Annotated in this window: 15 protein-coding genes and 1 pseudogene; all 16 read right to left on the bottom strand. The window is 38.6% G+C overall.

What is annotated here, in order from left to right; genetic code table 11:
• Window positions 1-87: 87 nt before the first annotated feature.
• Window positions 88-1,572 carry a DoxX family protein gene (locus ACP3T3_RS20085; RefSeq protein WP_426477494.1) on the bottom strand — a complete coding sequence of 495 codons (1,485 nt, stop codon included), beginning with the start codon at window positions 1,570-1,572 and terminating at the stop codon, window positions 88-90.
• 136 nt (window positions 1,573-1,708) lie between these two features.
• The gene (locus ACP3T3_RS20080) at window positions 1,709-2,464 is read right to left on the bottom strand and encodes a helix-turn-helix domain-containing protein (RefSeq protein WP_426477493.1); all 756 of its coding nucleotides are present in this window, start codon (window positions 2,462-2,464) and stop codon (window positions 1,709-1,711) included.
• 274 nt (window positions 2,465-2,738) lie between these two features.
• Entirely contained in the window at window positions 2,739-3,215 is a 477-nt protein-coding gene (locus ACP3T3_RS20075) for a DUF3872 domain-containing protein (protein WP_426477492.1), read from the bottom strand.
• Between the two features lie 12 nt (window positions 3,216-3,227).
• Complete coding sequence (locus ACP3T3_RS20070; protein WP_426477491.1) at window positions 3,228-3,785, bottom strand: conjugal transfer protein TraO; 558 nt, start codon at window positions 3,783-3,785, stop codon at window positions 3,228-3,230.
• 12 nt (window positions 3,786-3,797) lie between these two features.
• Window positions 3,798-4,685, bottom strand: coding sequence for a conjugative transposon protein TraN (traN, locus tag ACP3T3_RS20065; protein ID WP_426477490.1), 888 nt, complete (start codon window positions 4,683-4,685; stop codon window positions 3,798-3,800).
• A gap of 14 nt (window positions 4,686-4,699) precedes the next feature.
• A complete protein-coding gene (gene traM, locus ACP3T3_RS20060; RefSeq protein WP_426477489.1) occupies window positions 4,700-6,052 on the bottom strand; it encodes a conjugative transposon protein TraM in 1,353 nt (450 codons plus the stop codon).
• On the bottom strand, window positions 6,033-6,320 hold the full coding sequence (locus tag ACP3T3_RS20055; protein WP_426477488.1) for a nitrogen regulatory IIA protein: 288 nt from the start codon (window positions 6,318-6,320) through the stop codon (window positions 6,033-6,035). The genes traM and ACP3T3_RS20055 overlap by 20 nt, the downstream gene beginning before the upstream one ends.
• An 87-nt stretch (window positions 6,321-6,407) precedes the next feature.
• Window positions 6,408-7,031, bottom strand: a complete 624-nt coding sequence (traK, locus tag ACP3T3_RS20050) for a conjugative transposon protein TraK (protein WP_426477487.1) — start codon at window positions 7,029-7,031, stop codon at window positions 6,408-6,410.
• Between the two features lie 2 nt (window positions 7,032-7,033).
• A complete protein-coding gene (gene traJ, locus ACP3T3_RS20045) occupies window positions 7,034-8,053 on the bottom strand; it encodes a conjugative transposon protein TraJ (protein WP_426477486.1) in 1,020 nt (339 codons plus the stop codon).
• 15 nt (window positions 8,054-8,068) lie between these two features.
• Window positions 8,069-8,674 carry a DUF4141 domain-containing protein gene (locus ACP3T3_RS20040; RefSeq protein ID WP_426479995.1) on the bottom strand — a complete coding sequence of 202 codons (606 nt, stop codon included), beginning with the start codon at window positions 8,672-8,674 and terminating at the stop codon, window positions 8,069-8,071.
• A gap of 56 nt (window positions 8,675-8,730) precedes the next feature.
• Window positions 8,731-11,296, bottom strand: a pseudogene (locus ACP3T3_RS20035) (TraG family conjugative transposon ATPase).
• Window positions 11,297-11,327: 31 nt separating this feature from the next.
• A complete protein-coding gene (locus ACP3T3_RS20030) occupies window positions 11,328-11,690 on the bottom strand; it encodes a DUF4133 domain-containing protein (RefSeq protein WP_426477485.1) in 363 nt (120 codons plus the stop codon).
• 77 nt (window positions 11,691-11,767) lie between these two features.
• A complete protein-coding gene (locus ACP3T3_RS20025) occupies window positions 11,768-12,079 on the bottom strand; it encodes a DUF4134 domain-containing protein (RefSeq protein ID WP_115970893.1) in 312 nt (103 codons plus the stop codon).
• A 191-nt stretch (window positions 12,080-12,270) separates the two neighbouring features.
• Window positions 12,271-13,062 carry a hypothetical protein gene (locus ACP3T3_RS20020; RefSeq protein ID WP_426477484.1) on the bottom strand — a complete coding sequence of 264 codons (792 nt, stop codon included), beginning with the start codon at window positions 13,060-13,062 and terminating at the stop codon, window positions 12,271-12,273.
• 155 nt (window positions 13,063-13,217) lie between these two features.
• Window positions 13,218-13,862: a hypothetical protein gene (locus tag ACP3T3_RS20015; RefSeq protein ID WP_426477483.1), complete on the bottom strand. Its 645-nt coding sequence runs from the start codon at window positions 13,860-13,862 to the stop codon at window positions 13,218-13,220.
• The gene (locus ACP3T3_RS20010) at window positions 13,834-14,130 is read right to left on the bottom strand and encodes a DUF3408 domain-containing protein (RefSeq protein WP_426477482.1); all 297 of its coding nucleotides are present in this window, start codon (window positions 14,128-14,130) and stop codon (window positions 13,834-13,836) included. The genes ACP3T3_RS20015 and ACP3T3_RS20010 overlap by 29 nt, the downstream gene beginning before the upstream one ends.
• Window position 14,131 lies beyond the last annotated feature (1 nt).

Raw genomic sequence — 14,131 nt, 5'->3', positions numbered from 1 at the left:
GCCTAATCTATTACAGGGTTTTCGGCTAATTCCCTTTAAATCTCTATCCACCGACAGCTCCCAGAACTATCGATTACGCAAATTTCTCTACTTAAAAGCCTCTCTCCTAATTTTATAGCGGTGCAACTCGTTGCCGACTATCGCATACAGATAATCACCACTTACTAGTAATGACGACAATGCTTGGCCTTTTTTATGGTTAATATAAAAGCTGCCCATATATTGCTGTCTCTCCAAATGATAAACATCTATAATAGAAGACGTTTTCCAGGCTCCCGATGGCTCATATTTACCTTTCAAGTTAGATTCGTTAAACAATAAATTGCCAGCGATAACAGATCTTTTATTCACAGTAAATGGTGGTGCACCCATTTTCTTGCTACCATCCGATAGTTTGGTGATAGTTATTTTCGCACGGGTGGTGGTATCTATTGTCCGTAAACGCTTATCGATCTTCATCGTACTATCCATTACAATAAACTGATTTCGATAAAAATAGGTATACACAAGTTTAGCAGCAGTATTGTTTGCTATCAATGAGCCATCAACATCAAATACACCATCAAGCTGTCCTTGAAGTACATCTGATTTCAACTTTACCTCCGGAGTATTATTCAGATCTAGTAAACCTAAGCTATATCGCCGGTCCGATCCCCGTTGCGTTCTGATAGCAAATCTTGTGGAATCCAGTACAACCAATTGATTAAAATAGGCATCCTGATAACTTAGACTCCTTGCTATTGAATCGCCAATGTATCCCCTATAAATGATAGGAACTGAACCATCATATAAATAAAAATATGGTTTCTGAGTTTGAAGTTTGATATTCCTAAAATTGTAATCCTTTTTATCAATGGTTACATGCATTTGAGAAATTGCCTTTAATGAGGTATCAACGGTGGTAACAATCAATGGGGCGCTGATATTTCCAAGATATAAATTCTCATCTTCCATACCTGCAAAATAGTAGGAATTCACTTTTAAATCTATCTTCTTTTCAATCAATAAGGGGTGCTGTAAGAATCGTCGTATAAAACTATTTTCTTTCTTCATAATATGTTCGGAGGTTCCAAACAGCGCAACGACAAGGACTATGTTACCTAACATTACCCAACTTACATATTTGAACTCCTTTTTAGTATCACCCAGATGCTGTTTGGCACTAACATACAGCGCTATAATCGCTAGCGATAAAAAAACGATATTGAAAATTAAATGCTCTCCCCATCCCATTTTCTCTAAAATACCGCCACAGGAACATGGTATGAAATCACTGAAAAGCAATATGAGATAAATATAAAAGGTGAAGGCTGTCATCAGACCGACAGATCCATATAAACCATGCCTGTTTGTTTTTGGAATAAGGAGCAGTATAGCTACCAGAACTTCGACGATAAGTACACCATATGAAATGAAGCCAGCGAAGGCGCTTAAAAGTGGCGACTGCGCAAGCTGTATTTGAAATGCTTCAAAATCGATGGCCTTACTGAAAGCTGCATAGATGAAAAGAAATGCTAGCAAACAACTAACAATTTGAACGAAGTATTTTCTTATAAATATTACAACTATCATAATCAGCAGCATTGATTATGACAAATTTCGCTAACATAGGAAAATAAAATATAGACAATATCAACAACTATATCCCAATTTCAAACAAGTTTATACCAATATATTTAATAAGTATACCAAATATTTAAAAATCATCCTACAAATTAGCTAATCGCGGTATATTAGTAAGACTAAGTTTATGCCGATCAAATGCTTTGTACATATTCGCATAATCAAGAAAATTATTTTTAAATGCAACTTCTTTAAGGCTCAAATCAGTGAAAACTATGTCCCCCACCGCATCCACCATGTTCTTTTTTAATCTAAAACTGTAAAAGGCATCACCAAAGCATATTTTACAATGTCGCTGGAAATGACTGTAATTATAACCTTGACTTTCGACAAAATCCTTGACCGTTTGTTTTTGCACGGAATAAGAGTCCAATATATCCTTAACATACAACACATTTGCAGGAACGTTCTTTATTAAGTCCTTTGGCAAACATAGATCAATTGCATGTAAATATCCATTTCTTCTATCTTCCGCGCGAGCTATTCCCACGACCAAATGCATATTTACGAGATCTGTATAGCGCAAGTGAATTGGGAGTATATCGTTAGTGAATGGTTTTTCTTGATTTATTTTTTGCATAATTTGCGTAACAGTTGGCTCATGCCCCTTGATATATAAATTATCGTAATGACCTATATACTCTTCTTTTAACACTTCATCAGGGAGAATTTCAAGCTTTTTCAAAAAATTAAAATAGTAATCTGCCACGGTTTTTAACCTTATAGATAGCGCTTGTAAATCAGAAAAGAATACTGCTGACTTCACAAAATTCAAATTGCAAAAAGTAGAAATATTTTGCTCGGCCATAGCGTCCAATAGCGAGACGATGTAAAAGTTCATTTCAAACCTAAATTAATTATCAAAATAAGACCGATACGAATGGTGGCAAAAATAAACAGCTTCTGGATAGTGAAAAATCCCGGTCTACAGTTGTATAAATCTAAGATTTTTAATCTAATAAAGAAATAATAATCAATAAATTATATGTAAAACCTAACTATTTAGCCTTTGTTAATAGTTGTAACAGAAAAGGACAGCCACAGGGCTGTCCTTCATATATACTTCTGCAGGTAGTGTAGGGATTTCAACTCCAAAGCTAATAAAACATTTACAATTATCTGACCGGTCCAATAATAATGGGCCCTAGCTTCTTATTGTTAAACTGAAAAGAAATTTGCTTTTCATTACCAAAGCTATCACCGATCCAGACATCAAAGTTTTGCGCCACAAAAGATTCAGAAGTATAATATAGTCGGAATTCCTTTTGCGCTAATGGGTAAAGATCATTTGGAAGATAGGGTTTATGGTCAAAATACCGCAATGTTCCTTGTCCGTCATTCTGAAAATAACGTAGGTAATACTTGTTTTCAGCATACTCCCCATTGGTGAGAATAGATATTCTAATCTCTGCCGTTTCACCCATTGCGATATCTTTTGGTACTGGCATCACCTTTACCTCAAAAGGAAAATTCTCCTGAATATCTAAACTTTCTTTTTCGCATCCTGATAAGAACAAGATTCCCAGAATCGCGATCAAACCGACTACAATCGCACCAAATGACATTTGGTTTATGTACATCATATTTTTCATAACATTATATTTTCAAAAGTTAATGCGTAATCCAATTCCTGAAGATGGTCGGAACTGCTCCAAATCTGTTCCCCAAAGTACTCTGATACGCCCCTGCAAAAGCAAAACCACAGTATCCGACAAATAAGCTTCCAGAGATAATCTACCTCCAGTTCCGAAGATGAAGCCCCCCTCATTTAATAAAAGCGCACCATCTGACAAAAGGCTGTCTCCCCTATTCACGACTTCATATCCTACAACACCTGTCAAACCCGCATTAAGTGTAATAAACTTTTTTGGATCTGAAAGCAACTGGACACTATACCCAACCTCACCCAGGTAATTTTCCAGAGGAAGTTTCCACCGTTTGTAATCTGTACTTCGTCGCTGAAATTCCGCGCTCCAAATCCAGTAATTTCCATGTTTGGCGTAGCTATTTAACGTTAAGTTTACGTAGTAATTAGATTTTACCTCTTTGGTTGACAACAGTCCGGCACTTACTTCCAACGCTTTTTGCTTATAGACCATGCGTTGCGAAAATCCATGTATACTTATCAGTATAAGTATCAAAACAATGCTGTATTTTTTCATTAGATATTTGTTTTACTGACTAATTTTGATTTTCATATCCGATACAGGCTTCGCATTGACCAGGTCCGAATTTTCTATTTCCAAGACTTGATTTCTACCTCCGTTCTTCTCATACAATGCGATCCTTAAAATCTGGTCATCAGTTATGGTAAATTGATCGACAAGAACAACATTAGACGCGGACGATTCATTCGAAACCATCTCCATCATGGGATACTCACGTAATGGCGTCAGTTGCTTTTCCTGGGAAACTGTTCTCTTTCCAACCTGCTTATCAACAATCTTGAAAGTGCAATAATCAATGAGGTAGGGAACGTTCGATTTATTCTTAACTTCAGTATGAAAGTAAAATTTACCATTGTGAACATAAATTCCTTTCAGCATAAATCGAATGCCGTAAGATTTAGATCCAATATGCCTGACGTACCTCTTGTCTTGCTGATAAATGGCCTTCAATACCTCTTCTGTTAATGATGGTGGATTGAAACCTAGCTCCTCAAACTGGGCATTTTTTTCATTATTCCGGTCACCATCCTGCTGCATTTTTTTGAGATCATAATTCAATGTCATCGGATCTGCATTGTAAATCACATTGAAGTTATAAAACTTGCCATCCTGTGTAATGACACTAAAATTCGTTTCTTCACTAAAATCCTTTACCGCAGCTTTAACACGAAGAACATTCTGCGCATCTTCTGCTATTCCCGCACTTAGCAACTCCGAACCTAGGTCTGCATATCTTATCGAAACAGGAAAAATTAAATGAGTTGTCTTGTTGTATGTTACCTCAAGCCTATACGGTTCGACCCTCCCCTTTTCAAGATCGGGCTGCTGTCCAAAACTTTTTATAACTAGTCCCATCAAAAGGACTATTACGACTGTATTCCTTATTATGTTCATCTTTCTGATTTTTATTAGTTATTTTTTTTCGTAACCAGCAAGACTTGCTGCCCAGCTTTGAGTGTAACTTTAACTACCCTTATTTTTTTTGAAAAATAGCCCGATACACCCTGAACAAGACCGCGTGTCAAGTCGCCTACAACTTGCTGCCCCGCGGAGCGCGACATCGAAATATTCATCCCTGAGCTTTGGCTCATGTTCGCGGCAATTTCTCCTGCGGCATTTATTTCATCCGATCCCGGTACCGCTAATCCAGGTTGTCCATTCAGATCATAAGCAACTATATCGACAGGCATGATATTCCCCTGGACCTCAACTGATGTAATTTTCAGATGCAACCTATTTCCTTGAAATTTTGTACCAGCCTCCATTTCTGTTCCTTTTGGAATGTTGTGTCCAGCAATCGTTGCATCTTCCAACAACCGAAGCTTAACAGAACCCTCCGCCGTAACAGTCTTTGTTTCCATAATGATAGCACGGATGCTATTCCTTACAACACCCATCTGTTCCCTATTTCCTACAGTTAGGAAGGCACGATTTCTACCGCCTTGCAGACTTGCTAAAAAACTGCTATCATCCGCTTCACGATATAATGCTGTCACTATGCTTTTACTCACCCGTTTTAAACTTTCAGTCTTCTCGAATTTGCTTTGGCTCGTCTGATTTACATAATTCGCTGAATCATTAGGAGTTGTAGATACAGCCGTATTCGGTGCCTGTGTCCCACTTGGAAGATATTTGGAAGCCATTTGATATGACTTTTCCATCAGCGTTAGCTGATCATTCAACGTAGGAGTAGCCGTAACATTCTTTTCAGAAAGCTTGCTTTCCAACTGATCAACTTTTCTGCGTAGCTCTAATTTTTCCCTGTCATCATCTTGATAAAAGGAGCTCAGGGTACTTTGCGCATTCCTATAGCTCGTCAACGAATTATTTTGGTATCCTGGATTTCCAATATTCGCTGGTGTACTTCCAGAACTTGGAATTGAACCTGAACTTTCTGGTGCTACAGTACTGTCACCGCTATTGTTCCAATAATCAGCCAATGATTGCATTGAATTTCTTTGTTGAGCCTCCTTTTCATCTAACATTTCTTTCTCATATGCTTTTTGTTTATCTGCCTGCAAACCTTTGTCCGTAGCTTCAGGTACAACATTTTTTAATCCCTCATCATTTTTTCCATCAGCGGATTTTTTCGGCTTGAAAATCAGAATAAGACAAGCAATAAAAACAATTCCCATAAGTCCAAAAATGAGTGGCTTTTTAAGCTTATCAGCTTTTGTTTTATTATCGACTAAACTAGAATTATCAGCTCCAGCTTCATCATCGACGATGATACTTATCCGTTTATTCTCTTTCTCTTCCATTTCTATTTTTTTTATTGTTATTTAAAGTAGAATCCCCTCTTAATGACGTAACATCACCGATGGATGGAGATTCAATATGGCCAATATCAATATGTCGATCTTCTTTGCCCAGATCATAACACACCTTCACAAGTACACCTATCCCCATCGTTAAGTAAAAAGCAAAAAGAATAATGACATACTTGCATTGCGTCTTCAGCGGTAGTGCCTGCCATCTGTTGTCGAGTCTTTCCAGCTCGCTTTCTATTGTATTTCTAAAATTTTTCATAGTATTTTCCTCAGTTAGAACAGAGCCCTTGCATTCAGACATTTCAGTATCTTTTCCAAAATCAGGGTTCTATTTCATTTTCAAAAACTAACGTTCTATAACTTCTTCGTCTTTATTGGATATTACCCCAAATTTTAAAATCTGAAATCCCTGTGGATTATTATCTGATTTTACACTGTTCAACAGGGTACAGGAAGTCACTAAGCTTCGTCTGGTCAGATTACTGGACCTAATTATAAACTGTTTTGCATAGGTTGTAACTGCATAAGGGTAACTATCAAAATTGCAAATGACACTATCTACTTCGATTCGCTGCTGAACATTCCCCGAGATAATCCGATTATAGTAGCCCTTCTCAGCAAGATCATAATAGTAATCGTATGCACTTTTATCGGCCAGATCAAATGCGCGCTTCATATTGCTTTCGATAGCAGCTTTGTCTGGTGCAAGCGTAAAAAACAATTCATGAAATCGGCGAACATGCTCCCTAGCCTGCACTGGCCTATTAATGGCTGCATCCTGTGATAGTGCCAGCATTAAAGATTTACCTTGATCCAGAACGTAGATCTTTTCCCTTTGCTCATTTGCAAACGCGTACGACTTCCAGATCGAAAACCCAGTTACACCAATGCAAAGAAGTGCAAAAACAATAGCGTAGAGTCTGATCTGTCTAAAGCTATTTTCAATATTTCTTAAAGTTTTAAACTCCATTACTATTTCGATTTTTGTCCACTTTGATTATTATTCATGAGCTGACCACCCACTTCGCCAATGGCAGCTCCAGCACCTGCTGCCGCGACATTTCCGCTACGCATAGCCATCTGACTTACATTTCTGGTGAAGTTTCCGGCACCACCAGCCTGAATAATCCAGCCCGTCACCGTAGGTATAGTGAAGTAACCCACAATTCCAATAATCATAAATATCACATAGACAGTGTTGCTGGTGTCGGGAATAAATGTTGGATCATTGAGCATTTCAATATCCCGCTCTAAAATCAAAGACTGGATTTTTGCCAGCATAGCGCTGAACAGATCTGCAACGGGAAGCCACAGGTAAACACTTATATATCGTGTCAGCCATTGGCTTAATGTGCTTTGAAAACCATCCCAAACACTTATTGCGAAAGCGATTGGCCCTAATATCGACAGCACGATTAAAAAGAATGTACGGATTGTATCAACGACCAGCGCAGCCGCTTGGAAGAGAATTTCCAGAAGTTCCCGCAACCATTTTTTCGTTGCTTGCTCCATATTGTACGCTGTTCGATCCATATACATCCCGGCCATCGTAACCAGGTCATTTGGCGCCCAACCCAGATCTTCCAGCTTTTTGTCGAATTCTTCATTATTAACCAAGTATGCAGTTTCGGGATTTCTAAGCGTTGCTTCCTTTTCCAGTAAGTCCTTTTGTTGTTGTAATTTATTAAGGTCTAAAACCTGGTTATCCAGCATACTGTGTGTGCCCTGTACAATAGGACTTAAAACAGCGTTTATCGTTCCCAAAACAATGGTAGGAAAAAACATAATGCACAAACCAATTGCAAATGGTCTCAATAGTGGAAAAACATCTATTGGTTCCGCCCTGCTCAATGCCTGCCAAACTTTCAGGGCGACATAAAATAACGCTCCCAATCCTGCTACACCTTTTGCTACGGTGGCCATTGTAGCCGACATCGGTAGCATCTCATCATAGAGCCCCCTAAGGAGCTCGTGTAGGTTATTAAATTCCATGATTTTTCTTTTTAATTACCAATACTTTTGTCCCGCAGTACCATAGAGTTCCATTACCCTTTTCGTATTATTTTGCTTTTTTGCCCGAAGAATACTAACCGAAATGTTTTTACTCGTATAGTAGCGAACAAGGTTATGGTACTCCTTAACCTCCTTGTATACACGGTCGATAATTTCCATTCGTTCTTTATCATTCAAAGAAAGGCTGCTTGAAGTCACGATCTGCTTTAGATCTTTAAGTAGTTCTGTACTCTCATTTAATAGCGCAGCATAACCATTACCGATAGCCATAAGTTCATCTGCTGAAAAGTTTTTGTCATTCAGCATTTTTCCGAAATTGTTGACATAGATTGAACTGACATCGCCTACCAACAATACTGTTTGTTGGACTTTCCGGGCATCTTTCACAAGGTTGTTGACGGCTTTGAGCTTATCGTAGTATTCTTTCCCCTGTTCATACACTTTTTTGACTTCATTGAAGTTTTTAACCACATTTGATACTGTACTGGAGGTCTGTACAATTTCATTGGCAGAATTTAAAATTCCAGAAGCCAGGTTTGTAGGATCGGTTACGACCCACTGCGCTTTTGCATTTTGTGAAATGGCAAGTGTTAGCACCATTACCACAGTAATAATGAAATTTCTCATTTTCTAATTTTTAGATTGTTATTAATGGATTAATTGTCTTCTTGTGATAAGCCTTTGATCTTTCTAAGGGATATTTTCTTAATAGCCCCTTCAACATCTCCACCCATCTCCTGCGCAAGATTCATCACTTCTAGCTTTTCGGTTTCTTCAGTTGTATAAGCCAAATATTCCTGTTGGCTTACTTCTGTAGCATACACTGCGGAATGAGTGCCGCCCAATCCAATCCAAACTTCTTTGTAAAGTCGCTTCGGGTCATTATCCTGATTGATAGAAAGAATCTGGGACTTTTCGCGTTCAGTTAGACCCAACATTTTTTGAATGTCCTCGAATTTGTTAGCGAATTTCCGCTGGTCCAAAAGGATCTTACAGTCTGAATTATTGATAATACTTTCACGGACAATTGGGGAATGAATGATGTCGTCAACCTCCTGCGTTACCACCACCGCCTCTCCAAAGAATTTTCTAACGGTCTTAAACAAATATTTCAAATATTCCGCCATACCTTCTTTGGCTATGGCTTTCCAAGCTTCCTCGATGAGGATCATCTTTCGGATACCTTTAAGCCTTCTCATCTTGTTAATAAAAACTTCCATGATAATGATCGTGACCACAGGAAAAAGAATCTTATGATCTTTTATTGCATCAATTTCGAACACGATAAAGCGTTTGTTGAGTAGATCAAGCTCTTTATCCGAATTCAGTAAATAGTCGTACTCTCCACCTCGGTAATAGGGTTCAAGGACATTCAGAAAGTTGGCAAGGTCGAAGTCTTTTTCCCTGACTTCTTTTACTTGAAGAATTTGTTTATATTCATGTTTGACATATTCATAAAACCCGTTAAAAGAAGGCTTAATGTCAGAGGTTTTGATATGATCAATAAAGCCGCTAACAGCATTGGAAAGTGCTACTTCTTCGGAACGTTTTGGCGGTTCGTCATCTCGCTTCCAAAGCGCCAGAATCAGCGTCTTAATACTTTCACGTTTCTCAATATCAAAAACATTGTCATCCGTGTAAAAGGGATTGAAGGAGATCGGGTTATCTTCTGTATAGGTGAAATAAACACCGTCAGTCCCCTTTGATTTTCCTTTAATAAGTTCACAAAGACCCTGGTAGGAATTACCAGTGTCTACCAATAGTACATGAGTTCCCTGCTCATAATACTGACGAACCATGTGGTTCGTAAAGAATGATTTTCCACTTCCTTTTTTTGGAGGGTTGGCGGGCTATTTAATTAAAAATAGCCCGCCAACCCCCGCTAGCACCTAGAATGAATTTATTGCGATTTGTGATAATTCCTCGCTTCATAGGCAAGTCCGATATATCCAAATGAACTGGCTTCCCAGTTAGTCTATCCGCCAACTTGATCCCAAAAGGTGAAAGTGAATTATGATAATTAGTTTCTTCGGTAAAAAAACAAAGAGCAGGTTCTGTAAAGGTGTAAAAGGATTCTTCCGCAGGAAAATCACCAGCGTTACCGGGAATCCCAGCCCAAAATAATGTCGCAGCATCAACCGTATTATGGCGTGGTTTACATTCCATCAAGGCTAAAGCACTTCCGACATCATTCTTTACTTGCCTGAGCTCTTCCCGGTCTTCCGACCAGGCAAAAACATTAAAATGTGCCCGAATAGATGGAGATCCATATGAGTGCGCTTCATTTAAATATTTTTCAATCCATTCCCGATTAATCTGATTCGCACGGCTATATCTTGCAAGGGAATGCATATTACGCGCAGACTTTTCAAACTTCCGTAAGTTATCCGCACTATTGTCAATGAACAGATACTGATTATAAATGTGATTACAGCTCAACAGCAATCCAACAGGACTTGCGAAAGAAAGCATACAGTCACTTTTATCGGTTGATAGTCTGTCGTAGCGTTGCGATTCAGAAACAGCGCCAGGAAGATCGTCGGTATCGGAAAGCGTATGCAACACCATTCGTTTACTTCCGATTCGAATTTCTTCGGCTCCTAGTGCAAGATCTTGCAGGGGCACATCTTTTTCGCGGGACAGTGTGAAATACTGATCCAGTAATCCACTTTCATCTTTATTTCCAATAATAGCTGATTCTTCGATCTGATCCATTTTAATATATCCGCTGTCGTTGATAATGCGCTGGAATTGCGCAACGCTTTCTACAAATCGGCGCATAACTTCTTTGTCCCTCACCTCCTTTGGGATTAAGTTTCCCTTACAGAGGCTACTAAAGTTACTTTGCATCCGCATTTTGTCCTTTGTAGTTTTTGTTAAAAACAGATAGCAATAATGGTTTAAAAAGGGCCTTTCATTAAAATGCATGTGAAAGGAACGTGACAAAAAACTGTGTTCCGAATTCTCAAAATCAGGTCTATATTGTTCTTTTAAGTACCAATCCTGCTTGTGCACGATACTATAATCAGGCAGTGTTTTTATAGCCTTGGTCCAGGTAGAGTGAATGGACTCATAGACATCAGCACCTACCGTAAAGAGCTCAGGAAGAAAAATTTGGAAACATAACGTAATATCTCCTTCCTTTGATATGATGCAGTTATTTTCAACGGCCATGAGCGGAAACCTACTTTCCAATGTGGTCGTTTTGGATATATTTCTCATAATGTTTGTTTTGGATGGTTTTAACTAGGTTTTAAATGCGCTTTCCTTTTGGCATTCCGTTGGCCTCATTTTTAGCGGTGAACTTTCCTTTAAAAAGCTGGTATACAGCTTTACGACATACAATGTATTTTGGATGTGTTCTTTTTGCCGCAAGTTTCATGAGCCCATGCTCGCCATATTTTTTATTCAATGCGAAGGTTTTCCAGATAATAATTGACGCAGCGCCGATACCGAAACTAAGGCAGAAGTACATATGGATTCCAACCATATACATAATCATCACAAGGATTAGAACTGCGAGCAGACCGCCGGCAAAAACAAATAGGTATTGAGCTTTCAATCCTTTGAACTCGACTGTCCGTCCTATTCCTTTATTTAAATTCCATTTATTCATGAGTATAGATTTAAAGGTTAAGAAGACCTTGAATTCTGTCCAATCTTAATTCTCGTCATAACTAGAACTCTTCTTGGTTAATCCAGGAAAAACGACCTTAAGATTGTCGCAGCTACGATCAGAAAAATACATGCGCCAAACCACGAAGCAGCAGTTTTTGAAGTATCGGGATCACCACTGCTAAATTTGTTATACACTTTCACCCCTCCGATCAGCCCCACAACAGCCCCAATAGCGTAGATTAGCTTTGTCGCCGGATCAAAGTAGGAGGTCACCATTTGACTGGCTTTTGCGATACCGGCGATACCATCTCCCTCTGCAAAAACTTCATTGCTTAGGAACAACAATAGCCCAATTCCCAGCAAAAATTTAAATTTTCGATTTTTCATGTTTCATTACATTTTTTAGTTCGTAATACCCGCACCTACGGGCTTGGAAACAAAGGTGTAGCAGGAATGAAGGGCTATTAGGGAGAGTGGTATATAGAGGACTAAATTGGCTTAAGGTTTCCTAATCGGACTTTGCTCACACATAAAAAAAGCCGCCAGACTATTGAAGTCTGGCGGCTTTTTTCTCCGATTTACATCTTTGGCCCTCTTTTGTTTTTGGGCAGATTTTTCTGTGCTATAGTAGCATCCTTAACTGGTCTTATTAATCTATTTTCAGCAATTAATTCATCTATTCCTGTTGCTTTCCAGGGGATAACCTTTGCTTCAAATTCCAGCTTCAATCCAACCCATTTCAGATCATCTGTTTCCGGCCACCCATGTCGACGGTTCCACCCAACAGGATCTAATACCTTCACATCTGGAATTTCAACAAATAAGAGGTCTTTAGGATATTCTGTGATATTGTCGTAGTCAAGCTTACCTATTTCATGTGTTTTCGGATTGTAGGGAAAAGCATACGAGTTTGTTTCTACGACATAGTAATCATCGAGGTCATCAAAACGGATGCCCATTGTTGAGAAATCATCTTTTGGTCGTAAAAGATCTATTCGGGCATCGGCATAGAAAATGTGGCCAGCAATTGTGATAGTTGGAAGCTGACCCGACGAAATTCGCTTTGTAAGCAAATTCTGATCCACCATAACTTCAAAATCACTGGATGTCTTGATCTCCTGCAGGGGTTTATTGAATTTATTGGCCATACCAACGGGATCTAAGACCACTAAAGGCGGTAGATCGACCATTACTATCCTACCGCTAGATTTATCGTAGTGCTCAAATGCATATCCCTCTTTTCCTAGATCGCTCATCTGCCACAACAAATAGGTATTTGTCGGATCTGATTTTTCCCAAACATTATTGTTCTGAACATCAATGATAAATTCAAAATTTTCCAATTTAAATACTGGCAAGTTTGTTTCCATAGCTCTTTCATTTCGTTTTAATCTTAAATTTTTGTAGCCTAAAACTCATGGAAATAATAGGGGAATGAAACAAAAGTGCGCATTGGAACCTTATTTTTCCTATTAAGTCCTACCTAGCTATTACTAATACTCACTTCATAAGACCAGCATTTTTGCTAAATGAAATCATTAATATTAAATTTATCAAAGCTATCCCCCGGATCAAAACCACCAGATTCATCGCCTTTGAGGTTTTGATCGAGTAGCGCTGCTACCCTTTTGGAAGCATCCCCAATTGAATGCTCCAAATGATCATATAATTCGGTACCCTGAATTTTTTGCATTATGTCAAGGACTACATTTTCCTGTTCAGACGCAAGATCGCTTTGTTGAAGAAGTTTACCTACGTTCATCAATTCTTCAAGTGAAACACCCTGACTAAATCTATTATCATAAGGTGGAAAATCATCGTCAGACAAATCTTCATCTTCTAACGGATCGGCTGGCACCTCGGTGACAGCAACTTGACTTAAACCAGTTTCTATATTCTTTTTATCTTGATCGATTTCCGTACTCATCACTATGTTGCTATCGATTTCATCCACAAGTATCCTACGATTTTCCCTATCCTGATGGGTTTTGCCCATAATATCCGGCAGTTGAGCAGAAGTCTGCTTTGGTTCCTGAGCTTTCTCGGACTTAATTATTTTCACCTTATCAATAGCCAGCAAAATGATAATAATAAAAAGGCAGGCCAAGATCACAATTTGTATTAAAGTATCCATATACTTGTCAAAAAAGCGGTTTACAGTTAGCTTCAAATTCTTCGATTATTATTGCCTCAAACAGATCAAAATGATGGGAAAGTATATTATCGAGGTAAGCATAAAGAGGGATCTTATCCCCGCCAATGATTTGGGCTATCCGGGATAACCGTTCATGGTACTCTTCACGCAAATAGATACTTTTTTCACCCCTTCTGTCCATATTTTTTCGTTGCAAAAATAGCTTTCCGTACGTTCCCTTTGCAATTCTTGTTTCTTGGCTAACCTTTACAGTAACCTCAAGTTTGTTATTTGTCTTTTTCATG

Source organism: Chryseobacterium sp. CBSDS_008 (genome assembly GCF_049959325.1).
Taxonomy (GTDB): Bacteria; Bacteroidota; Bacteroidia; order Flavobacteriales; family Weeksellaceae; genus Chryseobacterium.
This window is presented reverse-complemented; position numbering and strand designations above follow the sequence as displayed.

What these genes read in the sequence shown, in the direction of transcription:
- ACP3T3_RS20085 (WP_426477494.1), bottom strand. Translation starts at nt 1,572, where the DNA reads ATGATAGTTGTAATATTTATAAGAAAATACTTCGTTCAAATTGTTAGT.
- ACP3T3_RS20080 (WP_426477493.1), bottom strand. Translation starts at nt 2,464, where the DNA reads ATGAACTTTTACATCGTCTCGCTATTGGACGCTATGGCCGAGCAAAAT.
- ACP3T3_RS20075 (WP_426477492.1), bottom strand. Translation starts at nt 3,215, where the DNA reads ATGAAAAATATGATGTACATAAACCAAATGTCATTTGGTGCGATTGTA.
- ACP3T3_RS20070 (WP_426477491.1), bottom strand. Translation starts at nt 3,785, where the DNA reads ATGAAAAAATACAGCATTGTTTTGATACTTATACTGATAAGTATACAT.
- traN (WP_426477490.1), bottom strand. Translation starts at nt 4,685, where the DNA reads ATGAACATAATAAGGAATACAGTCGTAATAGTCCTTTTGATGGGACTA.
- traM (WP_426477489.1), bottom strand. Translation starts at nt 6,052, where the DNA reads ATGGAAGAGAAAGAGAATAAACGGATAAGTATCATCGTCGATGATGAA.
- ACP3T3_RS20055 (WP_426477488.1), bottom strand. Translation starts at nt 6,320, where the DNA reads ATGAAAAATTTTAGAAATACAATAGAAAGCGAGCTGGAAAGACTCGAC.
- traK (WP_426477487.1), bottom strand. Translation starts at nt 7,031, where the DNA reads ATGGAGTTTAAAACTTTAAGAAATATTGAAAATAGCTTTAGACAGATC.
- traJ (WP_426477486.1), bottom strand. Translation starts at nt 8,053, where the DNA reads ATGGAATTTAATAACCTACACGAGCTCCTTAGGGGGCTCTATGATGAG.
- ACP3T3_RS20040 (WP_426479995.1), bottom strand. Translation starts at nt 8,674, where the DNA reads ATGGTGCTAACACTTGCCATTTCACAAAATGCAAAAGCGCAGTGGGTC.
- ACP3T3_RS20030 (WP_426477485.1), bottom strand. Translation starts at nt 11,690, where the DNA reads ATGAATAAATGGAATTTAAATAAAGGAATAGGACGGACAGTCGAGTTC.
- ACP3T3_RS20025 (WP_115970893.1), bottom strand. Translation starts at nt 12,079, where the DNA reads ATGAAAAATCGAAAATTTAAATTTTTGCTGGGAATTGGGCTATTGTTG.
- ACP3T3_RS20020 (WP_426477484.1), bottom strand. Translation starts at nt 13,062, where the DNA reads ATGGAAACAAACTTGCCAGTATTTAAATTGGAAAATTTTGAATTTATC.
- ACP3T3_RS20010 (WP_426477482.1), bottom strand. Translation starts at nt 14,130, where the DNA reads ATGAAAAAGACAAATAACAAACTTGAGGTTACTGTAAAGGTTAGCCAA.